General features: G+C 72.3%; 26 protein-coding genes. 19 read left to right on the forward strand and 7 right to left on the reverse strand.

Features of this window, described 5'->3' with window-relative positions; translation table 11 throughout:
* The first annotated feature begins 37 nt into the window (after positions 1 to 37).
* A complete protein-coding gene (locus tag ACFYPR_RS07860) occupies positions 38 to 3,313 on the forward strand; it encodes a S8 family serine peptidase (RefSeq protein ID WP_387259006.1) in 3,276 nt (1,091 codons plus the stop codon).
* A gap of 70 nt (positions 3,314 to 3,383) precedes the next feature.
* Here the strand turns inward: ACFYPR_RS07860 and ACFYPR_RS07865 are convergent, their stop codons facing one another.
* On the reverse strand, positions 3,384 to 3,506 hold the full coding sequence (locus tag ACFYPR_RS07865) for a 50S ribosomal protein L36 (protein WP_030490864.1): 123 nt from the start codon (positions 3,504 to 3,506) through the stop codon (positions 3,384 to 3,386).
* A 140-nt stretch (positions 3,507 to 3,646) separates the two neighbouring features.
* On the opposite strand from ACFYPR_RS07865, the gene ACFYPR_RS07870 reads away from it, so the two are divergent.
* Positions 3,647 to 4,558, forward strand: coding sequence for a lytic polysaccharide monooxygenase (locus ACFYPR_RS07870; RefSeq protein ID WP_387259008.1), 912 nt, complete (start codon positions 3,647 to 3,649; stop codon positions 4,556 to 4,558).
* A 28-nt stretch (positions 4,559 to 4,586) separates the two neighbouring features.
* On the opposite strand, the gene mgrA is transcribed toward ACFYPR_RS07870, so the two are convergent.
* Positions 4,587 to 5,582, reverse strand: coding sequence for an L-glyceraldehyde 3-phosphate reductase (mgrA, locus tag ACFYPR_RS07875; protein WP_354860792.1), 996 nt, complete (start codon positions 5,580 to 5,582; stop codon positions 4,587 to 4,589).
* Between the two features lie 70 nt (positions 5,583 to 5,652).
* On the opposite strand from mgrA, the gene ACFYPR_RS07880 reads away from it, so the two are divergent.
* From ACFYPR_RS07880 to ACFYPR_RS07915, 8 genes are all read left to right on the forward strand, one after another.
* Positions 5,653 to 6,633, forward strand: a complete 981-nt coding sequence (locus ACFYPR_RS07880; RefSeq protein ID WP_355063098.1) for an aldo/keto reductase — start codon at positions 5,653 to 5,655, stop codon at positions 6,631 to 6,633.
* Positions 6,630 to 7,136 carry a hemerythrin domain-containing protein gene (locus ACFYPR_RS07885; RefSeq protein ID WP_354860788.1) on the forward strand — a complete coding sequence of 169 codons (507 nt, stop codon included), beginning with the start codon at positions 6,630 to 6,632 and terminating at the stop codon, positions 7,134 to 7,136. Before ACFYPR_RS07880 ends, ACFYPR_RS07885 begins: the two co-directional genes overlap by 4 nt.
* A gap of 55 nt (positions 7,137 to 7,191) precedes the next feature.
* Complete coding sequence (locus ACFYPR_RS07890) at positions 7,192 to 8,436, forward strand: histidine kinase (protein WP_387259010.1); 1,245 nt, start codon at positions 7,192 to 7,194, stop codon at positions 8,434 to 8,436.
* Positions 8,433 to 9,083, forward strand: a complete 651-nt coding sequence (locus ACFYPR_RS07895; protein ID WP_266249167.1) for a response regulator transcription factor — start codon at positions 8,433 to 8,435, stop codon at positions 9,081 to 9,083. Before ACFYPR_RS07890 ends, ACFYPR_RS07895 begins: the two co-directional genes overlap by 4 nt.
* 76 nt (positions 9,084 to 9,159) lie before the next feature.
* A complete protein-coding gene (locus tag ACFYPR_RS07900) occupies positions 9,160 to 10,239 on the forward strand; it encodes a hypothetical protein (RefSeq protein WP_354860785.1) in 1,080 nt (359 codons plus the stop codon).
* A gap of 66 nt (positions 10,240 to 10,305) precedes the next feature.
* Positions 10,306 to 11,757, forward strand: coding sequence for a sigma 54-interacting transcriptional regulator (locus ACFYPR_RS07905; protein WP_354860784.1), 1,452 nt, complete (start codon positions 10,306 to 10,308; stop codon positions 11,755 to 11,757).
* Positions 11,758 to 11,759: 2 nt separating this feature from the next.
* Positions 11,760 to 13,712: a VWA domain-containing protein gene (locus tag ACFYPR_RS07910; protein ID WP_387259012.1), complete on the forward strand. Its 1,953-nt coding sequence runs from the start codon at positions 11,760 to 11,762 to the stop codon at positions 13,710 to 13,712.
* 28 nt (positions 13,713 to 13,740) lie between these two features.
* Positions 13,741 to 14,205 carry a hypothetical protein gene (locus ACFYPR_RS07915; RefSeq protein ID WP_354860783.1) on the forward strand — a complete coding sequence of 155 codons (465 nt, stop codon included), beginning with the start codon at positions 13,741 to 13,743 and terminating at the stop codon, positions 14,203 to 14,205.
* Positions 14,206 to 14,433: 228 nt separating this feature from the next.
* On the opposite strand, the gene ACFYPR_RS07920 is transcribed toward ACFYPR_RS07915, so the two are convergent.
* Positions 14,434 to 15,447: a DJ-1/PfpI family protein gene (locus ACFYPR_RS07920; RefSeq protein ID WP_354860781.1), complete on the reverse strand. Its 1,014-nt coding sequence runs from the start codon at positions 15,445 to 15,447 to the stop codon at positions 14,434 to 14,436.
* A gap of 71 nt (positions 15,448 to 15,518) precedes the next feature.
* Here ACFYPR_RS07920 and ACFYPR_RS07925 point away from each other — a divergent pair, with 71 nt between their 5' ends.
* Positions 15,519 to 16,823, forward strand: coding sequence for an MFS transporter (locus ACFYPR_RS07925; RefSeq protein WP_354860780.1), 1,305 nt, complete (start codon positions 15,519 to 15,521; stop codon positions 16,821 to 16,823).
* A gap of 1 nt (position 16,824) precedes the next feature.
* On the opposite strand, the gene ACFYPR_RS07930 is transcribed toward ACFYPR_RS07925, so the two are convergent.
* Positions 16,825 to 17,535 carry an RICIN domain-containing protein gene (locus ACFYPR_RS07930; protein WP_387259014.1) on the reverse strand — a complete coding sequence of 237 codons (711 nt, stop codon included), beginning with the start codon at positions 17,533 to 17,535 and terminating at the stop codon, positions 16,825 to 16,827.
* A gap of 76 nt (positions 17,536 to 17,611) precedes the next feature.
* The gene (locus tag ACFYPR_RS07935; RefSeq protein WP_354860779.1) at positions 17,612 to 18,082 is read right to left on the reverse strand and encodes a YbaK/EbsC family protein; all 471 of its coding nucleotides are present in this window, start codon (positions 18,080 to 18,082) and stop codon (positions 17,612 to 17,614) included.
* 93 nt (positions 18,083 to 18,175) lie between these two features.
* Here ACFYPR_RS07935 and ACFYPR_RS07940 point away from each other — a divergent pair, with 93 nt between their 5' ends.
* The 4 genes from ACFYPR_RS07940 to ACFYPR_RS07955 all read left to right on the forward strand — a co-directional run bounded on the left by ACFYPR_RS07940 (position 18,176) and on the right by ACFYPR_RS07955 (position 22,432).
* Positions 18,176 to 19,573, forward strand: coding sequence for an FAD-binding oxidoreductase (locus ACFYPR_RS07940; protein ID WP_387259017.1), 1,398 nt, complete (start codon positions 18,176 to 18,178; stop codon positions 19,571 to 19,573).
* Complete coding sequence (locus ACFYPR_RS07945; RefSeq protein WP_387259019.1) at positions 19,570 to 20,913, forward strand: class I SAM-dependent methyltransferase; 1,344 nt, start codon at positions 19,570 to 19,572, stop codon at positions 20,911 to 20,913. Before ACFYPR_RS07940 ends, ACFYPR_RS07945 begins: the two co-directional genes overlap by 4 nt.
* 99 nt (positions 20,914 to 21,012) lie before the next feature.
* Positions 21,013 to 21,570, forward strand: coding sequence for a helix-turn-helix domain-containing protein (locus ACFYPR_RS07950; RefSeq protein ID WP_387259021.1), 558 nt, complete (start codon positions 21,013 to 21,015; stop codon positions 21,568 to 21,570).
* Positions 21,563 to 22,432, forward strand: a complete 870-nt coding sequence (locus ACFYPR_RS07955; protein WP_387259023.1) for an SRPBCC family protein — start codon at positions 21,563 to 21,565, stop codon at positions 22,430 to 22,432. Before ACFYPR_RS07950 ends, ACFYPR_RS07955 begins: the two co-directional genes overlap by 8 nt.
* A 119-nt stretch (positions 22,433 to 22,551) precedes the next feature.
* Here the strand turns inward: ACFYPR_RS07955 and ACFYPR_RS07960 are convergent, their stop codons facing one another.
* Together ACFYPR_RS07960 and ACFYPR_RS07965 are read right to left on the reverse strand one after the other, a co-directional pair.
* Positions 22,552 to 22,869, reverse strand: a complete 318-nt coding sequence (locus ACFYPR_RS07960; protein WP_354863257.1) for a helix-turn-helix transcriptional regulator — start codon at positions 22,867 to 22,869, stop codon at positions 22,552 to 22,554.
* Positions 22,866 to 23,231, reverse strand: a complete 366-nt coding sequence (locus ACFYPR_RS07965) for a type II toxin-antitoxin system RelE/ParE family toxin (RefSeq protein WP_354863256.1) — start codon at positions 23,229 to 23,231, stop codon at positions 22,866 to 22,868. The genes ACFYPR_RS07960 and ACFYPR_RS07965 overlap by 4 nt, the downstream gene beginning before the upstream one ends.
* A 102-nt stretch (positions 23,232 to 23,333) precedes the next feature.
* On the opposite strand from ACFYPR_RS07965, the gene ACFYPR_RS07970 reads away from it, so the two are divergent.
* The 4 genes from ACFYPR_RS07970 (at position 23,334) to ACFYPR_RS07985 (ending at position 26,982) form a co-directional block, all read left to right on the forward strand.
* Positions 23,334 to 23,567 (forward strand): zinc-ribbon domain-containing protein, encoded by a 234-nt coding sequence (locus ACFYPR_RS07970; protein ID WP_007455911.1) that lies wholly within the window; start codon positions 23,334 to 23,336, stop codon positions 23,565 to 23,567.
* Between the two features lie 7 nt (positions 23,568 to 23,574).
* Complete coding sequence (locus ACFYPR_RS07975; RefSeq protein WP_354863255.1) at positions 23,575 to 23,748, forward strand: hypothetical protein; 174 nt, start codon at positions 23,575 to 23,577, stop codon at positions 23,746 to 23,748.
* 169 nt (positions 23,749 to 23,917) lie between these two features.
* On the forward strand, positions 23,918 to 26,173 hold the full coding sequence (locus tag ACFYPR_RS07980; RefSeq protein WP_387259025.1) for a putative bifunctional diguanylate cyclase/phosphodiesterase: 2,256 nt from the start codon (positions 23,918 to 23,920) through the stop codon (positions 26,171 to 26,173).
* Positions 26,174 to 26,223: 50 nt separating this feature from the next.
* Positions 26,224 to 26,982, forward strand: coding sequence for a MerR family transcriptional regulator (locus tag ACFYPR_RS07985; protein ID WP_387259028.1), 759 nt, complete (start codon positions 26,224 to 26,226; stop codon positions 26,980 to 26,982).
* Positions 26,983 to 26,986: the final 4 nt, after the last annotated feature.

The following is a 26,986-nucleotide window of genomic DNA, read 5'->3' on the forward strand; positions in this document are numbered from 1 at the left end:
GAGGAAAGCCCATGTGTGACCTGTCGGTGAAGAACTCGTGATTCGTAGACGCAACGTCGCGGCCGCTCTGCTGGCCGGGACCATCGCGGCGGTACTCGGTGCCACCACGCCCGCCGGCGCCGAGGCGGCTCCGGCCCCCGCGCAGAAGGGGAGTCGCGCGTCGGAGTCGGTCAGCATCACGCTGATCACGGGTGACCGGGTCGTCGTCTCCGCGCAGGGCGGCACCGCCATCGAGCGCGCGCCCGGTCGTGCCGGAGTCCGCTTCGTGAACCAGACCAGCGAGGGTCACCGCCTCGTGATCCCGGTCGACGCGCTGCCGTTGCTGCGCCAGGGTCGGCTGGACAAGCGGTTGTTCGACCTCACGGCACTTACCGAGTTCGGCTACACCGGCGACCGGGACCTGCCCCTGCTTCTCTCGTACGAGAAGAGCGCGAACGCGCGGGCAGCAGTCGATGCGAGCGCCCGAGTGAGTCGTGACATTTCTGGGCTGGGGATGCTGGCGGTGCGTGCGTCGCGCGCCAAGAAGGCCGACCTGTGGAATTCGTTGACCCGGGGTGCCGCCACTGACCGGTCCCTGAGCCCGGGCGTCGACAAGGTCTGGTTGGACGGTAAGCGCACGCTCGCCCTCGACACCGCCGTGGCGCAGGTCGGCGTGCCGGCGGCCTGGCAGCAGGGCCTGGACGGCACCGGCGTGACGGTGGCGGTGCTCGACAGCGGAATCGACGCCGGACACCCGGACTTCGCCGGCAGGATCGTGGCGAACGAGAACTTCCTCGAGGGTTCCGCGGCGGACGACATCGACGGCCACGGCACGCACGTCGCTTCGATCATCGCCGGCAGCGGCGCCGCCTCAGGCGGCAAGTACCGTGGTGTGGCGCCGGGCGCGAAGCTCGCCGTGGGCAAGGTGTGCGAGGGCAACTACTGCGACGAGTCAGCGATCCTGGCCGGGATGCAGTGGGCCGCCCAGAAGGCCCCGGTGGTCAACATGAGCCTGAGCGGCCCCGACTCCCCCGAGGTCGACCCGCTGGAGCAGGCGGTTGAGGACCTCACCGCGGCATACGGCACGCTGTTCGTCCTCTCGGCCGGCAATCAAGGCTTGCTCGGCAGTCGGACGATCGGATCGCCGGCCGCCGCTGACTCCGGACTGGCGGTCGGCGCGGTCGACGACCAGGATCACCTGGCCGGCTTCTCGAGCCGTGGTCCGCGCCTCGGTGACGGGGCGATCAAGCCGGACATCACCGCACCCGGTGTGGGCATCGTGGCGGCGCGGGCCGCCGCCGGACATGCGGGTGCCCCGGTCTCCGACCGGTACACGAGTCTGTCGGGCACGTCGATGGCCGCACCGATGGTTGCCGGCGCGGCCGCCATCGTCACCCAGCAGCACCCCGGCTGGTCGTCGCGTCAGCGCAAGACGCTGCTGATGGGCGCCGCGCAACCGGGCGAGGGGATCGACGTGTTCGCCCAGGGCGCCGGGCGGCTCGACGTTGCCCGGGCGGTGCGTCAGACGATCTCGGTGGACGAGGGCAGTGTCAGCTTCGGCGAGCAGGAGTGGCCGCACACCGACGACACGCCGGTCACGAAGACCCTCACCTACCGCAACGGCGGAACCACGCCGGTCACCCTGACCGTGGCCGTCGACGGCGACGCGGACACCTTCACGGTCGCCGCGACCAGCCTGACCGTGCCGGCCGGCGGGACCGCGACGACGACCGTCACGTCCGACACCCGCGGCGAGGGTCCGGACGGGATCCGGAGCGCCCGGGTCGTGGCCACCGCCCCCGGCGACGTCCGGGTCGAGACCCCGACGGCGGTCGAGCGCGAGGTGGAGAGCTACGACGTCACGTTCCGCCACTTCGGCCGGGACGGGCTGCTGAACCTCAACTACTGGGACCTCCTCATCGGGCTGGACACCCCTCAGTCGTACCAGCTCTTTGACGGCGAGGAGGCGCAGACGGTGCGGCTGCCCAAGGGCAGGTACGGCCTGATCGGCAATGTCTACGGCGAGACGGACACCACCATGCTGGTGCAGACCAGCTTCGTGGCCGACGCCACGAGGACCGTGACGCTGGACGCCCGCCAGGCCGGTCCGGTCACCATCAGAGTTCCTCGCGCGGACGCCCGGCAGGCCACGGCCAAGGTCGACGCGTACTGGACGGGCCGGAATGCCGGCTTCACGACGGAATCCGTGGTGCCCGGCGACCTGCACGTCGGCCAGATCGGCCCCGCGACCGCGGTGACCGGGTTCCAGAGTTCGATTTCCAGCGTCTTCGCCCGGTGGAAGAACGACGCCGAAGGGTTCCTCGACAGCCCTTACACGTACGAAACCTCGTACACCCGCCAGGGGGTCTTTTACACCGGTTTCGACAAGCAGGTCACCGCGGCCGAACTGGCCACGGTGAAGGCTCACTATGCCCGCGAGGCCGACGGCGCCACCGGCGCGAAGTACAACTGGCCGGTCGTCGGCACGGTCAGTGGCGGCACCGTCGGCCTGCCGTTCTCGCTGCCGTTCGAGCGCACCGAATATCTCGGCACGCAGGGCGGCGTGCAGTGGAGCACCACCTTCGAGCAGCAGGTGCAGACCGACCCGGAGTACGGGCCGGAGCGGGTCACGCAGACGGCCGGACCGGCGCAGGCGTTCACGGCCGGTCGGGTCTACCAGCAGGACTGGAACAGGGCCGTCTTCGCGCCCCTGGATCCCGGTGTCGCCGACGGCGACCTTGACACCGTCTTCCGCAAGGGCGACACGATCGAGGCCAGCATCCCGTTGTTCGGCGAGGGCGCCGGACACTGGGGCCAGCGATACCTGACGGACAGCGCCCGGACCGCCCTGTACGCCGGCGGTGCCTTGATCGGCGAAACCACATCCCTCGACGGCGAGTTCGCGGTGCCGGCGGAGCGACGCGACTACCGGCTGGAGATGTCGGCCACCAGCCCCGCGCCGCACCGGCTGAGCACCGCGGTCAGCGGGCTGTGGACGTTCTCCTCGGCGAACGGCGACACGCGGCTGCCGCTGTCCACGGTACGGTTCAGCCCGTCCTTGGACAGCAACAACGCCGCGCCGGCCGGCACCTTCACCGTGCCGGTCACCGTGACGCCGCTGGCCGGCTCGGCGGCCACCGCCAACCGCACGCTCACCGCGCAGTTCTCGGTCGACGACGGGAAGACCTGGCGGTCCGCCTCGGTCAGCGCCGACCGACGGACGCTGCGGGTCACCAACCCGGCAGCCGGCTACCTCTCCCTGCGCGTGAACGCCACCGACCGCACGGGAAACACCGCCACGGTGACCGTGATCCGCGCGTACGCCGTCAAGTAAGCAGCGCCGGGGCGGATGCGGTAATCGTGCCGCATCCGCCCCGGCGGAGGTGTATCCGATAAGTCTGTTATCAGCCCTGACGGCTCTTCCACTGCGGGTTCGCGCGGTTCACCACGACCACCCGGCCGCGACGACGGACCACCACCGAACCCGGCTTCTGCTTCAGCGCACGCAACGAGCTACGTACCTTCATGTCTGCCTCCTCGGCCTGGGGGTCTGGCCTGAAATCCGTACCGCCTATCGAAACGCCGAGGCCCGCCGGGCGATTCCCGGGCCCCGGGCGGTCGAACCTTTGGCGTCCCGCGTCCGTACCACTGCGCGGGAGGTCAAGCCATGAGCGTGCGTCGAGTGCTCGCCGCTGTGCTGGTCGCGGTGGCGGCCGCACCGCTGGGCGCGGCGCCCGCCTGGGCGCACGGCGCCCCCACCGACCCGATCAGCCGGGCGGCGGCCTGTGGGCCCGAGGGCCGGCACGCCGCCAGTGCGGCCTGTCGGGCGGCGGTGGCGGCGGGCGCGGCGGTACGGGAATGGGACAACGTACGCGTCGCGGCCATCAACGGTCGGGACCGGGAACGGATCCCGGACGGCGAGCTGTGCAGCGGTGGGCTGTCCGCGTACCGGGGACTGGACCTGCCCCGCACCGACTGGCCGAGCACCGAGGTGACCACGGGCGCGACGTTCACCTTCCGATACCGGACGACCATCGAGCACCGGGGCACCTTCCGGCTCTACGTCACCAAGCCCGACTACGACCCCCGCAAGCCGCTGACCTGGTCGGATTTGGAGTCGCGTCCGTTTCTGACCCGGACCGACCCGCCGGTGCGGGGCGGGGCGTACCAGCTGGCGGGCCGGCTGCCGGCGGACCGCAGCGGCCGGCACCTGATCTACACGATCTGGCAGAACTCGAACACCCCGGACACCTACTACTCCTGCTCGGATGTCGTGTTCCGCACGGCGCGAAGCGGCGCGACGAAGAGTGCGACGAAGGCGGCCCCGGCTGCTCCGCGTACCGCCGCCAGCCAGCCGGCCGCCACCGACCCGGCGGCGGTGGCGGCGGCGGCCGACCCGGGCGTGCCGGTTGCGTCGGTGACCGACCTCGGCGGGCGGTGGCCGGTGCTGGCCGGTGCGGCCGTCGTGCTGGTCCTGGCGCTGGTCGGCGTGGGCCGGCGACGACGCGGCGCGGCGGCACCGGTGGGACGGCAGTGCGAGGTCCGCAACCATCGGGCCGGGCGGCGCCGGATCTGGTGATCCGGCCCGCCGCTCGACCCGACGGCGCTCAGCTCAACAGCCGGTCGATCTCGGCCAGCTCCTCGGCGGTGAAGTCGAGGTTGTTCACGGCGGCGATGTTGGTCTCCAACTGCTCGACGCTGCTCGCACCGATGATGAGGCTGGTCATCCGTGGGTCGCGCAGCGCCCAGGCCAGCGCGAGCTGCGCGAGGGACTGGCCGCGCCGCTCGGCGACCGTGCCGAGCCCTCGGATGGTGGCCATCTTCTCGTCGCTGAGGTCGCTCTCGTTGAGGAAGACGCTGGTGCGCACCCGCGAGTCGGCCGGGATGCCGCCCAGGTAGCGGTCGGTCAGCAGACCCTGAGCGAGGGGGCTGTACGCGATGCAGCCGGCCCCGACCTGCTCCAGCGTGTCGAGCAGGCGGTCGGCCTCGGTCCAGCGGTTGAGCATCGAGTACGACGGCTGGTTGATCAGCAGCGGCGTGCCCAGCTCGCGCAGGATCGCGGCGGCCCGCGCGGTCTGCTCCGAGTTGTAGTTCGAGACGCCCACGTAGAGCGCCTTGCCGGAGCGGACGATCGCGTCCAACGCACCCATCGTCTCTTCGAGGGGGGTGTCCGGGTCGAAGCGGTGCGAGTAGAAGATGTCGACGTAGTCCAGGCCCATCCGGCCCAGCGACTGATCCAGCGACGAGATCAGGTTCTTGCGCGAGCCCCACTCGCCGTACGGGCCGGGCCACATCAGGTAGCCGGCCTTGCTGGAGATGACCAGCTCGTCCCGGTACGGCTTGAGGTCCGTGGCGAGCAGCCGGCCGAAGTTCTCCTCGGCCGAACCGGGCGGCGGGCCGTAGTTGTTGGCCAGGTCGAAGTGGGTGACGCCCAGGTCGAAGGCGCGTCGCACGATGTCGCGCTGGCGGTCGAACGGGCGGTCCGGGCCGAAGTTGTGCCAGAGCCCGAGAGAGACGACGGGCAGCCGCAGGCCACTGCGTCCGCTGCGCCGGTAGGTCATGGTGTCGTAGCGGTCATCCGCGGCGAGGTAGGTCACGATCATGAGCGTAGCTCCGGCCGGTGGTGCCGGGGATCGGGCGTGGAAACCAGGACAACGGGGTAGTTTCGAGGCCATGCGGTTCATCGCCCTCGACACCCCGAAACCGCTCTCCAAGATCGGCCTCGGCACCTGGCAGTTCGGCTCCCGCGAGTGGGGCTACGGCCCCGACTTCGAGCAGCGGGCCGCGCAGATCGTCCGGCGGGCCGTCGAGCTGGGCGTGACCGTCTTCGACACCGCGGAGATCTACGGGTTCGGGCGCAGTGAGCGGATCCTCGGTGCGGCGCTCGGCGACGACCGGCCCACAGTCGTGGTCGCCAGCAAGATCTTCCCCGTGCTGCCGGTGGCCGCGGTGGTGCAGCAGCGGGCGGTCGCCTCGGCGGCCCGCCTCGGCGTCACCAGCATCGACCTCTACCAGGTGCACCAGCCCAACCCGCTGGTCGCCGACCACACCACCATGCGCGGCATGCGGGCCCTGCAGGACGTCGGGCTGGTCGGTGAGGTGGGGGTGAGCAACTACGGGCTGCGCCGCTGGCAGGTCGCCGAGGCCGCACTCGGCCGGCGGGTGCTCAGCAACCAGGTTCGCTACAGCATGCTGGACCGCGCGCCCGAGCAGGACCTGCTGCCGTACGCGCGGCAGACCGGCCGGGTCGTCATCGCGTACAGCCCGCTGGCGCAGGGCTTCCTGTCCGGCCGGTACGACGCGAAGAACCCGCCGACCGGCGCGGTCCGCCGCGCCAACCCGTACTTCCTGCCGGAGAACCTGGAGCGGGGCGCCGTCCTGATCGACACGCTGCGCCAGGTCGCCGAGGCACACGACGCCACCCCCAGCCAGATCGCGCTGGCGTACCTCCTGCGTCACCCGAACGTGCTTGCCATTCCCGGCGCGTCAGGCGTGGAGCAGATGGAACGCAACGCCGCGGCGGCCGACCTCGACCTCACCGACGACGAGTACGCGGCCCTGGCCGAGGCCGCCAAGCGGTTCCGCCCGGTCACCGGGCTCGCCGCGCTGCCCCGGATGCTGCGTAACCGGATCGCCGGCCCGACGGAGAAATGAGCACAGTGGACGACATCACCGCACTGATCCTGGACGACCACGCCTCCTTCCGGCGCGGCTTCGCCCGCCTCGACGACGCCCGCGACGAGCAGGAGTTGCTGGCCATCTGGGAGGCACTCGCCCTGCACCTGGACATCCACGCCGAGGCGGAGGAGGCGATCCTCTACCCGCACCTGGTCAAGCACGGTGACGACGGCGAGGACGAGACCGCCGACGCGATCGGCGACCACAACAAGATCCGGGACGCCATCGCCGAGTCCAAGCTGCACCCGGTCGGCTCGAAGCCCTGGTGGGAGGCCGTCGGCACGGCCCGCCGGGAGAACAGCGAACACCTCGCCGAGGAGGAGGACGAGGCGCTGCCCGACTTCCGCCGGCACGCCAGCTTCGAACTGCGCGCCGAGCTGGGCCAGCGTTGGCTGATGTTCTACGGCGAGCACAAGAACGGCCGCGACCTGCGGTTCCGCGACAAGGACCCCCAGGGGTACGTCGCCGACCACCGCTGAGATCTCCCCGGTGCGGGGGAGTCGCACCTCGGGGTGACGGCAGCAGAATGACCGCATGACCTTCCGCGCGGCACTGGCCCCGCTGGTGGCCGGCAGCACCTGGCGACGCGGCGTGTTCCTGCTGCTCGGTGGTGTGCTGGCACTGCCGTACGGGGTCCTCGCGGTGACCTTCGCGCAGATGCTCACCGACTCGGAGATTCCCCGCCCGCTGGTCTACGTCCTGCTGGTGATCGCGGTGCTGATCGCCGTGGTGCCGTTGCTGCTGGACGGCAGCCGGGCCCTGGAGATCGCCGCCGTACGGGCGCTGCTCGGCGTCGACCTGCCCGACCCCGCGCCGGGGCGGCGCGGCGACCGGGAGAGCCGCCTGCGCAGCGCGCTCTGGATCGCCACGCACCTCATCGTCGGCGCCCTGGTGATGATCGCGCTGTTCAGCGCCCTGCCGATGGCGCTGGCGTTCATCGCCCAGCAGTTCGGTGTCGGCGCCGAGCTGACCAGCCAGGAGCGGTTCGGGCCGCTGGACGGACGGGACAGCGGCTGGCTGACGCTGACCGGGGTGGCCCTGCTGGTCGGCCTCGGCTACGCCGTCGCCGGGCTCGGCGCGCTCGCCGTCTCGATGGCGCCGGTGCTGCTCGGCCCCGCGCAGGCCGAGCGGATCGCCGCGCTGGAGGCGCGGGCCACCCGACTGGCCGAACGCAACCGGCTGGCCCGGGAACTGCACGACTCGGTCGGTCACGCGCTGACCGTGGCCACCCTCCAGGCCGGCGCGGCCCGGCAGGTGCTCGACAGCGATCCGGAGTTCGTCCGGCGGGCGCTCACCGCCATCGAGGAGGCCGGGCGGACCGCGATGGACGAGCTGGACCACGTGCTCGGGCTGCTCCGCGAGACCGGCGGCGACCGGCCGTCGGCGGCGCCGCAACGTACCCTCGCCGACCTGGACCGGCTGGTCGCCGACACCCGAGCGGCCGGGCTGACCGTGCACGCGCAGCGCGTCGGCGACCCGGCGCGACTGCCCGCGATCGTCTCCCGGGAGGGCTACCGGATCGTCCAGGAGGGACTGACCAACGCCGCCCGCTACGGCCACGGGCCGGTGACACTGCGCCTGGACCTGCGGCCGGACGCGCTGGAGCTGGAACTGGTCAACACGATGAGCCGCCCCGACCGGGCCGACACGGGGCGGTCCGGCCGGGGCCTGGACGGCATGCGGGAACGGGTGCTGCTGCTCGGCGGCCGACTCACCGTGGGGCCGGACGGCGACCGCTGGCTGATCCGGGCCCGCCTGCCCTACGAGGACGTGCGATGACCACCGGTGTGCTGATCGTCGACGACGACGAGTTGATCCGGGTCGGGCTGCGGGCCATCATCGACGCCCAACCCGATCTGCGGGTGCTCGCCGAGGCCGCCGACGGCGCCGAGGTGCCGCCCCTGGTCGCCCGGCACCGCCCGGACGTGGTGCTGATGGACGTGCGGATGCCCGGCATCGACGGCATTCAGGCCACCCGGCACCTGCTGGCCACCTCCGCCGACCCGCCCCGGGTGCTGGTGGTCACCACGTTCGCCAACGACGAGTACGTCTACGAGGCGCTGCGCGCCGGCGCCTCCGGCTTCCTGCTCAAACGGGCCCGGCCGGCGGAGGTGGTCGAGGCGGTCCGGGTCGTCGCGGCGGGCGAGTCGCTGCTCTTCCCGGCCGCGATCCGCCAGCTTGTCGGGGCGTACGGGCCGGCGGGTGGCGACCGACTGCGTGCCGCCCGGCTCACCGAGCGGGAGGCCGAGGTGCTGCGGCTGATGACCACCGGCCGGTCCAACCCGGAGATCGCCGCGCACCTGGTGGTCGGGGTGGAGACGGTCAAGACGCACGTCGGCAACGTGCTGGCCAAGCTGGGTGTCCGGGACCGCACGCAGGCCGTGATCGCCGCCTACGAGTCCGGCTTCGTCACCCCGTCCGGCTGACCGGTCCCCCACCCGGGGGAGCGGGTTCACCGCCGGCCGGGAGGGATTCGACCGGCTGTCGGTCGAGGCTGGGAGCATGACGACGATCACTGCATCCCGACCCCGTTCCGACTCCCGCTGGCCGGACCGGCTCGCCCCGCTGGCCGCCGGTTGGCTCGGCCTGTGGGGCGTACTCGCCCTGGTTGGCACACTCACCGGCGCCGGCTATCCGTTCGGCGCGAACGACACGCACGGCGGCGACGTCAACCTGCTGCGCCTGGTGCCGGTGGACCTGGCCACCCCGCTCTTCGCCGGCGTCCTGCTCACCGCCGCGGTGGCCGCCCTGGCCATGAGCCGCCCGGCGGTCCGCCCGCCCGGTCCGCTGCGGGCGCTGCTGGCCGGCTACGGCTGGGCGGTGGCGTTCGGACTCGCCGTGGTCGTCCCGGACGCGCGGGTGCTGATCGTCCTCGGCTACCTGCCGATCCTGATCGTCGGTGCGCCCTTCGGCTGGCCGCCGGTCGAGTACTCCGACGTCTTCAACTGGGCGCTGTTCGGCCGGTTCGCCGCGCTGGCCGGCGGGCTGCTGCTGGCCGGGACGGTGCTCGTCTGGCAGCGCCGCACCGCCGGGGCCTGCGTCGGCTGCGGGCGGGACGACACCGACCGGGGGTGGACCACCCCGGCCGCCGCCGCGCGCTGGGGTCGGTGGGCCGCCGGCATCGCGGCGGCGATTCCCCTGACGTACGCGTCGACCCGGTTCGCCTGGGCGGCCGGCATCCCGCTCGGCATCTCCCGCGAGTTCCTGACCGAGATGCAGGACAGCGGGCTGGTCTGGGCCGGGTTCGGGCTGGGCGCGTTCGCCACCGTCGGTGCGATCCTCACCCTCGGGCTGGTGCAGCGCTGGGGCGAGCGGTTCCCGCGCTGGATGGTCGGGCTCGCCGGTCGCCGGGTGCCGGTGCTGCTGGCCGTGGTGCCGGCCACCCTGGTCGCCATCGCGGTGACCGCGGCCAGCCTGGGGCTGCTCAGCAACCCCAGGTTCTGGGAACTCACCGGCGGCGGCGTCAGCCTGACCGGGGCGCCGATGCTGCTCTGGCCGCTGTGGGGCGTGGCGCTCGCCGCGGCGACCTACGCGTACCACCTGCGCCGCCGGGGGGCCTGCGGGCGCTGCGGCCGGGGCTGACGGTGGCAGCGGGGGTGCCCCTCGATGCCCGGGGTGCCCCCGCGAATGTGAGCTAGCGTTACTCGGGTGACTGCGCCTACCCCGGTAATCCCGGTTCCACCGGCCGACCTGCCCGGCACGCTCGGCGCGCTGCGCGCGGCCGGTCACCAGTACCGCACCGTCAAGCAGGAACTCCGCGACAACCTTCTCTCCCGGATGCGCTCCGGCGAGACCCGTTTCCCCGGCATCGTCGGCTACGACGACAGCGTCCTGCCCGAGGTCGAGCGGGCTCTGCTCGCCGGGCACGACATGGTGCTGCTCGGTGAGCGCGGCCAGGGCAAGACCCGACTGATCCGCGCGCTGGGCGGGCTGCTCGACGAGTGGACCCCCGTGATTCCCGGCTCGGTGCTCAACGAGCACCCGATGCACCCGCTCACCCCCGCGTCGGTCGCCCAGGTCGCCGAGGCCGGCGACGAGTTGCCGATCGGCTGGCTGCACCGCTCGATGCGCTACGGCGAGAAACTCGCCACCCCCGACACCAGCGTCGGCGACCTGATCGGTGACGTCGACCCGATCCGGATCGCCCAGGGACGCACCCTCGGTGATCCGGAGACCATCCACTTCGGGTTGGTGCCGCGTACCAACCGGGGCATCTTCGCCGTCAACGAGCTGCCCGACCTGGCCGAGCGGATCCAGGTGGCGCTGCTCAACGTGCTGGAGGAGCGGGACATCCAGGTCCGCGGCTACCAGCTGCGGCTGCCGCTGGACCTGCTCCTGGTGGCCAGCGCCAACCCGGAGGACTACACCAACCGGGGCCGGATCATCACCCCGCTCAAGGACCGGTTCGGCGCCGAGATCCGTACCCACTACCCGGTCGACCTGGAGTTGGAGCTGGCGCTGATCCGCCAGGAGGCCGACCTGGTGGCCACCGTCCCGGAGCACGTGCTGGAGGTGCTGGCCCGGTTCGCCCGCGCGGTGCGGGAGTCCCCGTCGGTGGACCCGCGCTCGGGCGTCTCCGCCCGGTTCGCGATCGCCGCCGCCGAGACGGTCGCCGGTGCCGCGCTGCGTCGCGCCGGCCTGCTCGCCGCCTCCGGCAATCCGGACGGTCGGCCCGAAGCCGCGGTGGCACGGGTCGGCGACGCGGTGTCGGTGACCAGCACGCTGCGCGGCAAGGTGGAGTTCGAGAGCGGCGAGGAGGGGCGGGAGATCGAGATCCTCGCCCACCTGCTGCGGACCGCCACCGCCGAGACGTTCCGCGCCCACCTGGCCGGCCTGGACCTGTCCGGGTTCACCGCCCTGGTCGAGGACGGGACGGCGATCGAGACCGGCGAGCTGGTCGGTTCCACCGAGCTGCTGCGCCAGGTGGGCACCGTGCCCGGCCTGGCCAAGGTGCTGGACCGGCTCGGTCTGGGCGACGCGCCCACCCCGGAGGAGGCCGCCGCCGCCGTCGAGTTCGTGCTGGAGGGGCTGCATCTGACCCGCCGGCTCGGCAAGGACGTGACCGACTCGGGTCGCACCGTCTACGGCGGCCGGGGCTGACCATGGCCGGCAACCGGTTCCGGTACGGGCAGTGGAACGGCGGGCCCGACCCGCTCGCACCCCCGTACGACGTGCGCGAGGCGGTGGACGCGGTCGGCGCCGAGGTGCTGGCCGGCGGCAGCCTGCGGGAGGCGCTGCGCGACCTGCTGCGCCGTGGCCCGCAGGGGCGTGGCGGGCTCGACGACCTGGCCGCCCGAGCGCGACGGCTGCGCCGCGAGGCGCTGCGCCGTGGCGATCTCGACGGCGCGGTGACCCGAGCCCAGGCGCTGCTCGACCAGGCCCTCGCCGCCGAGCGCGACGAGCTGCGGGGCCGCGACGACGACGGCGCGCGGTTCGCCGAGTCGGTGCTGGACAACCTGCCCCGCTCCACCGCCCGGGCGGTCGAGGAGTTGTCCGGCTACCAGTGGGCCAGCGAGGCCGCCCGCCGCTCGTACCAGCAGATCCTCGACCAGCTCCGCGACGACGTACTCGGTCAGCGGTTCGCCGGGCTGCGTGACGCGGTGCGCGCGTCCGCCGATCCGGCGGCGCAGCAGCGGCTCGCCGAGATGATGCGGGACCTGAACGACCTGCTGGCCCGGCACGGCCGCGCGGAGGACACCACCGACGCGTTCGCCGAGTTCATGCGCCGGCACGGTGACTTCTTCCCGGAGCGGCCGGAGACGGTCGACGAGCTGATCGACGTGCTGGCCCGTCGCTCGGCGGCCGGTGAGCGGCTGATGAACTCGCTCTCCGAGCGGCAGCGCGCCGAGCTGGCCGGTCTGATGCAACAGTCACTCGGCGACCGTCTCGCCGGGGAGCTGTCCGCGCTCGACGCGAACCTGCGGGCGCTGCGACCGGATCTGCGGTGGGGGCGTGGCGAGCGGGTCCGGGGCGAGCAGCCGCTGGACTACGCCGACGCGGCCGGGGCACTGGGTGAGATCGGCGAGCTGGACGACCTGCTGGACCAGCTCGACCAGGAACACCCCGGGGCCACGCTGGACGACGTGGACGTCGACGCGGTGGCCCGGACGCTGGGCCGCGACGCCGCCAACGACGTCCGCCGGTTGCGTGAGCTGGAGCGGGAGCTGCGCCGGCAGGGCTGGGTGGGCCGGGACGCGGACGGGCTCACGCTGAGCCCGAAGGCGCTGCGCCGCCTCGGTGGGACCGCGCTGCGGCGGGTCTTCGCCGAGCTGACCGCCGGGCCGCGCGGCCAGCACGACCTGCGCTCGGCGGGTGCCGCCGGCGAGGTCAGCGGCGCGTCCCGCCCCTGGGAGTACGGCGACGAGCAGCCGTTGGACGTGGTCCGCACGCTGACCCGGGCGGTCCGCCGGGCTGGTCCGACGGTTCCGCTTCAGCTCGCGGTGGACGACTTCGAGGTGGTGGAGACCGAGAAGCGGGCGTCTGCGGCGGTGGTGCTCTGCGTCGACCTGTCGTACTCGATGATCTCGCAGGGTCGTTGGGGGCCGATGAAGCAGACGGCGCTGGCGTTGGCGCACCTGATGGAGACCCGTTTCCCACAGGACGCCCTGCAGATCGTGGGCTTCGGCCGGGAGGCGATGACCCTCACCCAGCAGGAGCTGGCGGCGGTGGAGCCGGACATGGAGCAGGGCACGAACCTTCAGCACGCGCTGCGGCTGGCCGCTCGGCACCTGCGACGCCATCCGGACGCCGAGCCGGTGGTCCTGGTGGTCACCGACGGGGAGCCGACCGCCCACCTGGACCCGGACGACGGTGAGGCGCTGTTCCACTGGCCGCCGCTGCCGGAGACGATCGAGGCGACCGTCCGCGAGGTGGACAAGCTCAGCCGTTACGGCGCCACCCTCAACCTGTTCATGCTCGGCGACGACCCGGGTCTGCGCCGCTTCGTCGACGCGGTGGCCCGGCGCAGCCGGGGCCGCATGTTCACCCCGGACACCGACGACCTGGGCGAGTACGTGGTCAGCGACTACCTTCGCTCCCGCCAATCCCGCCGCTAACCCCCGGTGGGGCGGGTTGACTGGGGGGATGGAGAGCGGGGGATTGCGGCGGGCTTACGGCGCCCTGTTCGCGGAGGTCGACGCTGGCGGGTTCGGTCCGGCTCCGGAGGGGCAGCTCAGCGCCGAGCAGATCGTCGCGCATCTGGTCGCCAACGACGAGCTGATGATCCAGGCCACCGAGGCGTTGCTGGCCGGGTCGCCGTTCGCCTACTACGAGATGGAAGAGGACATCCACCGTCCGCAGCTCGACGCGCTCGCCGCCGAGCAGGGTGGTCTGCGTGGCCTGACCGCGCTGCTGCACGGCACCAGCGACCGGCTGTGCGGGCTGGTCGATCAGCTCGGCCTGGCAGCGGAGACCCCGGTCGAGACGCACCTACGCGAGGGCTTCGACCTCATCGTCGACGAGCCGCTGCCCTGGTCCCGCACCCTGGACCTGCACACCCGCGTCCACCTCCCCAAACACCAGGCCCAACTGCACCTGCTCCGCACCTGAGCCGCCTCGGCCCCGGCCTCGGTCGGCCCGGCCCGGCCCACGGTCGGCTGTTGGTGGCGTTCCCCGGGGTGTCGGTCTGCTGAGCGGTATACCTGTGAGTCATTTCTATGACTCACAGGTATATCGCTTCTCGCAGCGATGCCTCCCGCAGGACCGTCGTGTCGTCTTTGGGTGAAGAGCGGCGGCGACAGCGGCCGGCAGCCGACGCCGCGCCCGGGCCGGCGGCGATCAGACCGGGGTGCGGACCGCGGGCGACGTGTCGACCAGCTCGGGGCGGGGGTGGAAGGTGCGGCGATAAGTGGACGGGGCCACGCCGATGCGTTGGTGGAGTTGCTGGCGTAGCGCGGCCGTCGTGCCGAAGCCGCAGCGGTGGGCGATCTGGTCGACGGAGAGGTCGGTCGTCTCCAACAGCAGTCGCGCGTGGTCGGTGCGCTGTTGCAGCAGCCACTGGGCCGGGCTCAGGCCGGTCTCCGAGCGGAAGCGTCGGGTGAAGGTGCGCACGCTCATCCGCGCCTGCTCGGCCAGGTCGCGCAGCGCGATCGGCTCGTGCAGTCGCTGCCGCGCCCACTCCCGGGCGCCCGCCGTGCTGGTGTCGGTCGCCTTCGGCACCGGCTGCTCGATGTACTGCGCCTGCCCACCGTCGCGCCATGGCGGCATCACGCAGCGGCGGGCCGCCCGGTTGGCGACCTCGCTGCCATGGTCGAGGCGGATGACGTGCAGGCAGAGGTCGATGCCGGCGGCCACTCCGGCCGAGGTGAACACCCGGTCGTCGACGATGAAGAGCACGTCCGGGTCGAGGTCCACCCGGTCGTACAGGCGGCGGAACCGCTCGGCGTACGCCCAGTGGGTGGTGGCCCGGCGTCCGTCGAGCAGGCCGGCCGCGGCCAGCACGAACGCCCCCGTGCAGATCGACATGATCCGGGCGCCCCGGTCGTACGCCGACCGCAGCGCCTCGGCCACCTCCGGATCGATGCCGCCCGAGGTCAGCGCGGCGCCGTCGTGGATGCCGGGGACGATCACCGTGTCGGCGGTGTCGAGCAGCTCCAGCCCATGGTCGGGGAGCACCTGGAAGCCGGCGGTGCTGCGGACCGGCCGCCCACCCGGGGTGCACACCCGCACGTCGTAGCGGTACTCGTCGTCCGCGCCCCGGGCGGTGCTGAAGACCTGGGACGGGGTGCCCAGATCGAGGCCGACGACCTGTTCGAGGGCGAGGACGGCGATCCGGTGCGGGCCAGTGCTCATGGCCCGATTATTGCGCCTGATGGCTTTCCGGCCACTCGTCGCCAGCGAGGGCGCGACTCAGACTGATCAGCGTGACCAAGAACCGTCGCCTGCACCCCGCCTGGCTCGTCGCCGCCGTTGCCTTCGTGGCTCTGGTCGGCGCGGCCGGCTTCCGCGCCACCCCGTCGGTGCTGCTGCACCCGTTGCACGCGGAGTTCGGGTGGCCGCTCGCCACCATCTCCGCGGCGGTCTCGGTCAACCTGCTCCTCTACGGGCTCACCGCGCCGTTCGCCGCCGCGCTGATGGACCGGTTCGGCATCCGGCGGGTGGTCTCGGTGGCGCTGCTGCTGGTCGCCGCCGGCAGTGGCCTGACGGTCTTCATGACCGCGAGCTGGCAGTTGCTGCTGTGCTGGGGCGTCCTCGTCGGCCTGGGCACCGGCTCGATGGCGCTGGCGTTCGTGGCGACCGTCACCGGGCGCTGGTTCGTCCGACGACGGGGCCTCGTCACCGGGGTGCTGACCGCGGGTGGGGCGGCCGGCCAACTGATCTTCCTGCCGCTGATCGCCGTGCTGGTGCGCGACCACGGGTGGCGCACGGCGGCGCTCGTCGTGGCCGGAGCCGCGCTGGCGGTCGTACCCCTGGTGGTGTGGCTGCTGCGCGAACACCCGGCGGATCTCGACCTGCCCGCCTACGGCGCGACCGAGGTCGTCGCGGCGCCGCCGCCGACCGGCGGCGCGGCGACCCGGGCGCTGGGCGCGCTGGCCGCCGCGGCCCGGACCCGGCCGTTCTGGCTGCTGGCCGGCGGGTTCGCGATCTGCGGCGCCACCACCAACGGCCTCGTCGGTACGCACTTCGTGCCGGCCGCGCACGACCACGGCATGGCCGAGACCACGGCGGCCGGGCTGCTCGCGCTGGTGGGGCTCTTCGACATCGTCGGCACGATCGCCTCGGGCTGGCTCACCGACCGGGTGGACAGCCGGTTGCTGCTCGGCGCCTACTACGCCCTGCGCGGGTTGTCGCTGCTGGTGTTGCCGAGCCTGTTCGCGGGGACGGCCGAGCCGAGCATCCTGGTGTTCATCGTCTTCTACGGCCTGGACTGGGTGGCCACCGTGCCGCCGACGGTCGCGCTGTGCCGGGAGTACTTCGGCGGCGCCGGGGCGGTGGTGTTCGGCTGGGTGTTCGCCGCGCACCAGTTCGGGGCGGCCATCGCGGCGACCGGCGCGGGGCTGGTCCGCGACCGGCTCGGCGACTACGCGCTGGCCTGGTACGTGGCCGGCGCCTTGTCGATCGGCGCCGCCGGGCTGTCGTTGCTGCTGCGCCGACGGCCGGGCCGGCCGGTGCCGGAGGCCGTCCTGGTCGCCGCGACCGCACCCCGTGCGTGGAGCTTCCGGGGCTGAGTCAGCCCAGCGTCCACTGCTGGGCGGGCCGGCCGTCGCAGGGCCGCTGCCGGATCTCGTCCCCGGCCTCGGCGCCGTCGTCGTCGGCCTGCGCGCACTTACCGCTGTGCACCGCGACGACCAGCACCGGGCCGGTGCCGGTCGGGCTCAGCCGCCACTGCTGGTTGGCCTCACCGTGGCAGGGGAACTGCTGCACCGTCGCCCCGTCGTCACCGCTGCCGCCCTCGACGTCGAGGCACTGCCCGTGGGCGGCGTTGGTCAACGTCACCACGTCCGTTCCGATCGGGTTGACGACCCACTGCTGCTCCGGGCCGCCGGTGCAGGCGGCCAACTCGGCCTGCGCCTTCTCACCGTCACCGTCGAGCCCGAGGCAGAGCCCGGAGGGCGACCGCAGCACGCGGGGCCCGGTGGTCGGGACGGCCGGGGTGGCCGACGGGGTCGGCGACGGCTCGACCGAGGGGGTCGGGCTCGGCTCGGCCGCCGGGATGGTCGGCTCGGCCACGCTGGACGGCGCGGTGACCGCGGCGGGCACCACCGCTTCGTCGTCGCCGTCGAGGAGGCCGGTGGCGAAGACCAACCCGAGGAGTACGCCCACCAGCCCGACCGCCAACGCCACCCGCAGCAGCGGGTCGGCCAGCGGCCCGGAACGAGCTCTCCGCCGACCGCCGTAGACGGTGCCGGCGGGATCGGGGCGTTCCTCGGGCAGGGACATACGGGCCATCCTCACCCACCACGGCGGGCCGGGGCCAGCCCGGCCACGCCGGCCGGCCGCAGCCAGCCCGGTGCGATCAGCGGGTGGGCTGCGGGTCGGTGACGTCGGCCACAGTCGCGCCGAGGGCGGTGATGGCCGCGTCGGCGTCGACCGCGACGGCGAGACCGCGCTCGCCCGCGCCGAGGGTGATCTCCCGGCCGCGCAGTCGCTCGTCCGCGATCACCGGCCACGCGGTGCTCGCGCCGAACGGGGTGATCGTGCCGCGCTCGTACCCGGTGGCGGCCAGGGCGCCCGCCGCGTCCGGCATGGAGATGCGCTGCACACCGAGCAGGGCGCGCAGCTTGGGCCAGGAGACGACCCGGTCGCCCGGGGTGAGCACGAACAGGTGATCGTCGGCACCCCGGCGGACGACGATGGTCTTGACCACATCCGGGACGGCCACGCCCCGGGCCGCGGCGGCCTCCGCGAGGCTGCCGACCGCACCGTGGCTGACCAGCCGATATGGCAGTCCGGCGGAGTCCAGGGCGGCGATCGCGGGCGACGGCATGCCCGCCACGGTAACCGTCGAACCTGGCGTCGGACGGGAAACAGCAGGCGTCGACATCCCACCGTTTCCGGGGTGCGGGCGTAAGGTGATCACATGCGCGCTGAGCGTGTGGATCACCCCATTGACCATGATGAAGCGGTGGACACGCTGCGGCGGTCGTACGCCGCGGTGCCCACGGGCGAGCCTGTCCGGCTGGCCAAACGCACCTCCAACCTGTTCCGCCCCCGGTCCGCTCCCCGGACCCCGGGCCTCGACGTGAGTGGCCTCAACCGGGTGCTCGCGGTGGACGCGACCGCCCGGACCGCCGACGTGCAGGGCATGTGCACGTACGAGGACCTGGTCGACGCGACGCTGCCGCACGGGCTGATGCCCCTGGTGGTGCCGCAACTGCGCACCATCACCCTGGGCGGGGCGGTGACCGGCCTCGGGATCGAGTCGACCTCGTTCCGCAACGGCCTGCCCCACGAGTCGGTACACGAGATGGACATCCTCACCGGCTCCGGCGAGATCGTCACCGCCCGGCCGGACGGGGAGCACGCCGACCTGTTCACCGCCTTCCCCAACTCGCTGGGCAGCCTCGGGTACGCCACCCGGCTGCGCATCGAGTTGCAACCGGTCGGCCGGTACGTGGCGTTGCGCAACATCCGGTTCACCCAACTGGAGGCGCTCACCGACGCGATCGCCGAGGTGACCGCCACCCGGTCCTGGGCCGGCGAACCGGTCGACGTGATGGACGGCGTGATGTTCAGCCCCGGTGAGGCGTACCTGATCCTGGGCACCTTCACCGACGCGGCCGACCCGCCCAGCGACTACACCGGCCAGGAGATCTACTACCGGTCGCTGCGCCGGCGCACCCGGGACGTGCTGACCGCGTACGACTATCTGTGGCGCTGGGACACCGACTGGTTCTGGTGTTCGGCGGCGTTCGGCGCGCAGCACCCGGTCGTGCGCAGGCTCTGGCCGGCGCGTTACCGGCGCAGCGACGTCTACCACCGACTGGTCCGCCTCGAGCACCGGCACCAGGTGGCGGCCCGGATCGACCGGCTGCGCGGCCAGCCGGCCCGTGAGCGGGTCGTGCAGGACGTGGAGATCCCGCTGGACCGCACGGCCGACTTCCTGCGCTGGTTCGCGGACAGCGTGGGGATGACCCCGGTGTGGCTCTGCCCGTTGCGGTTGCGCGAACCGGAGGGTCCCGGTTCCGCGCGGTCGTGGCCGCTGTATCCGCTCCACGCGGGGCAGGACTACGTCAACATTGGTTTCTGGGGGAGCGTGCCGATCGCGCCCGGCGCCGCCGACGGCGACGTCAACCGCACGATCGAACGCAGGGTGTCGGAGTCGGGCGGGCACAAGTCGCTCTACTCCGACGCGTACTACGACCGGGACGCCTTCGATCGCCTCTACGGCGGCGAGACCTGGCGCGCGGTGAAGGACCGCTACGACCCGGACCACCGGCTGACGGGACTGTACGAGAAGGCGGTAGCACGAGCATGAGCCTGACCGATCGAGACCAGGGGGCGGCGAGCGTTCCCGCCACCCCGCCGGCGGGGGGCCGGCGCACCGGTCCGACCGTGGCGGACGTCGTCCGCGCGGTCACCGCCGGGCCGCTGCCGGTGCGGATCACCGGGTACGACGGCAGCGCCGTCGGCCCGGCCGACGCCGGCATCACCCTGTCGATCCGTTCCGAGCGGGGTTTGTCGTACCTGCTCACCGCCCCCGGTGACCTGGGCATGGCCCGGGCGTACGTCAGCGGTGACCTGGCGTTGCAGGGGGTGCATCCGGGCGACCCGTACGAGGCGCTGCGGGTGCTCAAGGACGAGTTGCGGCTGCGCCCACCGTCGGTGGCCGACGGGGTGGCGCTGGTGCGCGGGCTGGGCTGGGAGCGGCTGCTGCCCCCGCCGGCCCCTCCGCAGGAGGCGCTGCCACGCTGGAAGCGGGTGATGAACGGGCTGCGGCACTCGCGGGTGCGCGACAGCACGGCGATCTCGCACCACTACGACGTCTCGAACGCCTTCTACGAGAAGGTGCTCGGCCCGTCGATGACGTACACCTGCGCGGTCTACCGGTCCCCGGACGACACGCTGGAGCAGGCCCAGGCGGCGAAGTACGACCTGGTCGCCGCCAAGCTGGCGCTGAAGAAGGGCATGCGGCTGCTCGACGTGGGCTGCGGCTGGGGTGGCATGGTCCGGCACGCCGCGCGGGAGTACGGCGTGAAGGCGCTCGGGGTGACCCTGTCGAAGGCGCAGGCGCAGTGGGCGCAGGCGGCGATCGAGCGGGAGGGGTTGAGCGAGCTGGCCGAGGTGCGGCACCTGGACTACCGGGACGCGCCGGCGGAGCAGTTCGACGCCATCTCCTCGATCGGTCTGACCGAGCACATCGGGGTGCGCAACTACCCGTCCTACTTCGGCGCGCTGCGGTCGCGGCTGCGTACGGGTGGACGGCTGCTGAACCACACCATCACGCGGGCCGACAACCGGGCGCCCCACCGCTCGGGCGCGTTCATCGACCGGTACGTCTTCCCGGACGGTGAGCTGGCCGGCCCGGGTCGGCTGATCAGCGAGGTGCACGACGCCGGGCTGGAGGTGCACCACGAGGAGAACCTGCGCCAGCACTACGCGCTGACGCTTGCCGCGTGGTGTCGCAACCTGGTGGAGCACTGGGACTTCTGCGTCTCGGAGGTGGGCGCGGGGACCGCCCGGGTGTGGGGCCTCTACATGGCCGGGTCGCGGATGGCGTTCGAGCGCAACGGCATCCAGCTGCACCAGGTGCTGGCCACCCACAACGGCCCGGACGGTGTGAACGGCTACCCGCTGCGCCCGGACTGGTTGCCCTGACCACCTGCTGAGCGTCGCCTGAAGCCGCGTCGAGAAGTCGGCGCGGCTTTTCGCGAAGCGATTGACAAACAAGTTTTGTACGTACAAACTGATTTTGCCATGAGAGACGTCCTGTACCTGGAGCAGATCGAGCAGGCCGAAGTCCTGCTCAAGCCGCAGCGTGTCGAGGTGCTGCGGCAACTCGCCGAACCGCGCACCTGCACGGAGGTCGCGGCCCGACTCGACCAGACGCCGCAGCGCGTCTACTACCACGTCAAGCAGCTCGTCGCGGCCGGCCTGGTCGAGCTGGTCAACGAGCGCAAGGTCCGCGGCATCACCGAAGGCATCTACCAGGCCGCCGCCCGGTCCTACTGGCTCTCCCCGCGGCTGGTCGGCCGGATCGGGCTGCGCCGGGCCCGCGACGAGCTGAGCCTGGGCTACCTGCTCGACCTGATGGAGGAGGTCCAGGCGGACGTCGCCGCCCTGGACCGGGCCGCGCCCGAGCTGCCGTCGATCGGGGTCTCCGGGGAGATCCGGGTGCCCGCGGAGCAGCGCCCGCAGTTCCTGCAGGACCTGCAAACCGCACTTCAGGACCTGTTCGCCCGTTACGGCGGCAGTGAAGGAGACGCCTTCAAGCTCGCCGTCGCCTGCTATCCGAAAGGAAACGACAATGAGTGAAGCGTTGAAGGTCCAGGCCCGTCTCTCCGCGCCCGTCGGGCGCGTCCGCGAGGCCCTGACCGACCCGGCCGAGCTGCGACTCTGGCTGGCCGAGCACGCCGAGGTCGAGCTGCCCCAGCGGTACGAGTTCTGGGGCCGCTACACGCCCGAGGGTGACGCCCCGCACCAGCGCCTGCTGCACGCCGACGACGACACGCTGCGCTTCGGCTGGTTGCTCGACGGGGTGGAGACCACCACCGAGCTCCAGTTGACCGCCGAGAGCACGGACAGCACCGTGTTGACGCTGACCCAGAGCCACTTCGACTTCGCCGAGGCGATGAGCGGTTCCAGCATCCGGGGCGTGCTCCAGACGTTCTGGGCGCTGTCCATCGCCAACCTGGCCGCCCACCTGGAGGGTCGGCCGCTCCTGCCGCGTACCGACTTCACCTCCGCCGACCTGCGCGGCGAGCTGGTCATCGCCGCCCCCATGGACAAGGTGTGGGAGTCGCTTACCGACTCCGAGCAGTCCAGCGCCTGGTTCGGCTACCCCATCGGGATCGAGCCGTGGGTCGGCGGCCGGTACGCGATGGGTGGCTTCGAGACCGGGTACGCGGCCAAGATCGTCGACCTGGAGCCGGGCCGGAGGATGTCCGTGGACTGGGGACCGACAGGCGTCACGAACTGGGAGCTGGCCGAGTCCAACGGCCGGACCACGCTCACCTTCGTGCAGAGCGGCTTCGACGAGACCAACCCCCCGTACGCTGCCTGGAGCGGGTCGGTGTCCGGCCTGGCCGAGCTGCGCCGCTTCCACGAGGTGCCGGGCTGGCAGCCGATCTGGATCTCGACCGAGGTGCCCGGCCTGGAGCCCGAGCCCGCCAGCTGACCGTCGCGCCTTGATCGTGCTCGATCAGGGATGTAGTCGCCTCGTTCACGCCAGAGGCCATTACATCCTGGATCGAGCACGATCTTGTGGGTGGGGAGAGGGTGCTGTCGGCAGGCGGCTCACGCGATGGCGGCGATATCACCGTCGTCGAAGTAGATGGCCTGGTGGAGTCGGCCGCCGAGGGCGACGGCGTACCGGGCAACCACTTCCTGGCCGGAAATCCGGCCCTGCTCGATCTGGGAGACCCGCCCCTTGGTCACCCCCATGCGCTCGGCCACCTGCTGCTGAGTGAGGCCGCGGGCGCGTCGTACCTCGGCGAGGCGATGCCCGACGACTTGCGCGAGCAACTCCTGCTTTCCGGCCGCAACGGCCTCCTCGCCGCCGGCCCGCTGTACGTACTCCGACCGAATATCCGACCACCGCACATGTCCACTCACCGCTGGCCCCCCTCCTGCTGTGCGCGTTCCTTCAAGTAGATCTCATAGCGTTGTTCGGCGAGCGGGATGGCCTGTTGATACCAGCTCTGCCACTGGCCCGCCTTGTCGCCCGCGACCAGCAGGATGCTGGCGCGCCACGGGTCGAAAACGAAGAGGATGCGGACGGTGCCGGGTCGCAACTCCTTGAGATTCGCCAGCGACGACCCCCTGATCGTGTCGACCAGGGGGCGGCCCAGCCCCGGTCCTGCTTCGGCGAGCGCGTCGATGGCCTGGACGACCCGGACGAATGTCGCCTCGTCGAGGCTGTCGATCCAGGCACGGACCTCGTCGACGACGAAGACGTCCCACTCATCCTGCGGCACCCGAGGAGTATACCAATAGCTATACACTGTCACTGCGACTGTCGAACCGATCGGTGCCCCGGGTTCGGTGACTTTTCGGGGTGGAGTGGGTACTGCCGGGCGATGTTCTTCATCTTTGGTCTGCGTACCAAGGTCGACCGGTCCGGTGTCGTGCAGCAGGTCTGCCGCCACTGCGGTAACCACGCCGCGCAGGTGATCACCCGCCGGTCGACGAAATTCACCCTCTTCTTCATCCCCCTCATCCCGATCCGCACCCGGTACGCGCAGCAGTGCACGTTCTGTGGGGCGCAGTACGAGATCGCCAAGTCCGACGCCCAGCGCCTCCCGGTCGGCTGAGCCGCAGATGGCCCGCTTCCTGTGCTGGCTGATCGGTCGACCGTCGTCGACCGGACCCGTCGTGCACACCGCCGCCCGCCCGCCGTGCACCCCCGGCCGGCGTCTGCGTCGACCCGTGCGCCGCCCGCTGGCCGGCACCGCGCTGCCCCGCTCACCCTGGAACCGCTCCGCCGGCCGCTGACCTGACCCGCCGGCCGGTGCGCGACACAGGCCGTCACGAAGGCCCGGGCAGACCGCATCGACCTGGATGTTCGGCCCTGGCGGCGTTCCCGGGCGCTGGCTAGGCTTTCGGGGTTTGCCGTGGACCGGTCCGCCCGACTGTGCACACACGACGAAGAGCCGGAGCGACCGTGTCGCGACAGGACGTGAAGCAGGCCGCGGGGCAGCTCAAGCCCATCGGCCCGATCGTCGCGGTTGCGGTCCTGGTCGTGGAGGCCGGCTGGTTGGCCGCCGCGCTGCCCGGCGCCGCGCTGGTCAGCGACGTGGGCGCGCTGTTGGTGGCCGGCTGGGCGACCGTCGCCTGTGCCGGCGTGGCCCGTCGACACCCGGCCCCGCTGCGCCGATTCTGGACGCTGCTCGCGCTCACCATGGCGCTCGCCGCGCTGGGCCGGGCGACCTGGACGGCGCAGCGGCTCGTCGGCGGAGACCTGCCGCACACCCCGCTGGTCGGGGTGGTCTTCACCGCCGGCATCCTCACCGGCACCGCCGCGCTGCTCAGCTCCCCGTCCGGGCCCCGGACCGGGGTGGGGCGGGCCCGGACGCTGCTGGACGGCGTGATCGTCGCGCTGGCCCTGGTGCCGATCGGCTGGGTGCTGGTGTTCCGCGGGGTCGCCGCCGCCGAGCTGGCCGACCCGGCGCGCACGCTGGGGCTGCTCTACCCGATGTTCGACCTGATGCAGCTCACCATCCTGGTGGCGGTGGCCGGGCCGACGCGACCACTGTGGCGGCCGATGAGCGTGCTCGCCGTGAGCCTCACCATCCGGGTGGTCGCCGACGTCGTCTACGTCTCGCTGGTCGCCCGCGGTGACTACGCCGCTGGTCACCCCATCGACCTGTGCTGGCCGCTGAGTTACCTGCTGATCGGCCTGGCCACCGGGAACCGGCCGCCGCCGGACTGCGACGGCACCGACGAGACCGCGGAGTCACCGCTGCCACCGTGGTGGCGGGTGGCGCTGCCGTACCTGCCGGTCGGTGGGGCGATCATCGCGGTGCTGCTGGCCCGCCGGCCCACCGGCCAGACCCCGCCGCTGGTATTCGTGTCCATGATGGCGTTGCTCGCCGCTCTCGCCGTGCGTCAGGGGCTGGCCGCCAACGAGAACCTGCGCCTGGTGGCGCGACTGCGTCGGCTCGCGTACGGCGACCAGCTCACCGGCCTACCGAATCGGCTGCTGTTCAACAGGCTGCTGCGCCTGGCTCTGCGCGACGGTCGGCCGGTGGCCGTCCTGCTGCTCGATCTCGACGGGTTCAAGCAGGTCAACGACCGGTTCGGGCACGCCACCGGCGACACCCTGCTGACCGGCTTGGCGGCTCGGATGCGGACGGCGGTGGGTGGCGACGGCACCATCGCCCGGCTCGGCGGGGACGAGTTCGCGGTGCTGGTCGAGGGGGAGGGGCCGGTGTCGCCGGAGCGGCTGGCCGAACGTCTGCTGGACGCCCTGCGGCCCTCCGACGGTGACGAGGACGTGGGCGTGCACCCGTCGGCGAGCATCGGCATCGCCGAGTACGGGCCGCAGCACGCCTCGCACACCGACCTCCTGCGCGACGCCGACATCGCCATGTACGCGGCGAAGGCGGCCGGCAAGTCCGCGTACCGGACGTGCACCCCGGGCCTGCGCGAGTCGGCCGTGTCCCGGGCGGAGTTGATCGCCGACCTGCGCCGGGCCGTCGACGAGGAGCAACTGCACCTGGAGTTCCAGCCCATCGTCGACCTGTCCAGCGGCGCGGTCCGCAGCGCCGAGGCGTTGGTGCGCTGGCGGCACCCTCGACTCGGGATGTTGCCGCCGGCGAAGTTCCTGCCGCTGGCCGAGGAGACCGGGCTGATCCTCCCGATCGACCGCTGGGTGATCCACGAGGCGTGTCGGGCGGCGGCGACCTGGCGGGCCCGCGCGCCGGAGGCGACGGTCGCGGTGAACATCGCCGCGGCACACCTGCGCCGGCCCGACCTGATCGCCACGGTCACGGCGGCCACCGCCAGCGCCGGGTTGGCGCCGCGCGCGCTGACGCTGGAGCTGACCGAGTCGGCGTTGATCGAGGGGACCGACGCGGTGCTGGAACGGCTGCACCAGCTGCGTGAGCTGGGCATCCAGATCGCCATCGACGACTTCGGTACGGGCTACTCGTCGTTGAGCTACCTGCACCGCATCCCGGCCACCGAGCTGAAGATCGACCGGTCGTTCGTGGCGCGGCTGGGCACGGACGACCGGGCGTACGCCACCGTGGAGATGGTCACCCGGCTGGCCGGCGCGTTCGACCTGGCGGTGATCGCCGAGGGCGTGGAGACCGAACGCCAGCACGACGCGGTCACCGCGATCGGCTGCCCACGCGGCCAGGGCTATCTGTACGGGCGTCCGGACAGCCCCGCCACGGTGGGTCAGAATCGGGCTTGACCCTGACGTAACGGCAGGCGGGAGTCTGGTTCCCGGAAGGGAGGGGAACCATGGCGTACACGGTGGGTCAGGTGGCGAAGATCGCCAGCGTAACGGTACGGACGCTGCACCACTACGACGAGATCGGCCTGCTCTCGCCCAGCGGCCGGACGCCGACCGGCTACCGCCGCTACGACGACGCGGACCTGCAGCGGCTGCAAATCGTCCTGTACTACCGCGAGCTGGGTTTCCCACTTGAGGAGATCACCGCGATCATCGACGACCCGGCGGCCGACCCGGCCGCGCACCTGCGCCGACAGCACGAGCTGCTGACGGTACGGATCAAGCGGTTGCAGGAGATGGTCGCGGCGGTCGAGTTCGCGATGGAGGCGAGCAAGTTGAACATCCAACTCACGCCGGAGGAACGGTTCGAGGTCTTCGGCGACTTCAGGCCGGAGGAGCACGAGGCCGAGGCGGAGCGGCGCTGGGGTGACACCGACGCGTACCGGGAGTCGAACCGGCGGGTCGCCGGCTACCGCAAGGACGACTGGCTGCGCCACAGGGCCGAGAACGAGGACTGGGGCCGGCGGATCGTCGCGCTGCTGGCCTCGGGCGCACCGGCGGACGGCCCGGAGGCGATGGATCTGGCCGAGGAGCACCGGCAGCTCATCAGCCGCTGGTTCTACGAGTGCTCGTACGAGATGCACACCGGGCTGGCCGACATGTACCTGGCCGACGAGCGGTTCACCGCGTACTACGAGAACATCGCCCCCGGCCTCGCGGCGTACCTGCACGAGGCGATCCACGCCAACGCGATCAGCCGCGCCTGATCGA

The sequence above is a fragment of the Micromonospora sp. NPDC005254 genome (assembly GCF_042872525.1).
In the GTDB taxonomy this organism is placed as follows: domain Bacteria; phylum Actinomycetota; class Actinomycetes; order Mycobacteriales; family Micromonosporaceae; genus Micromonospora.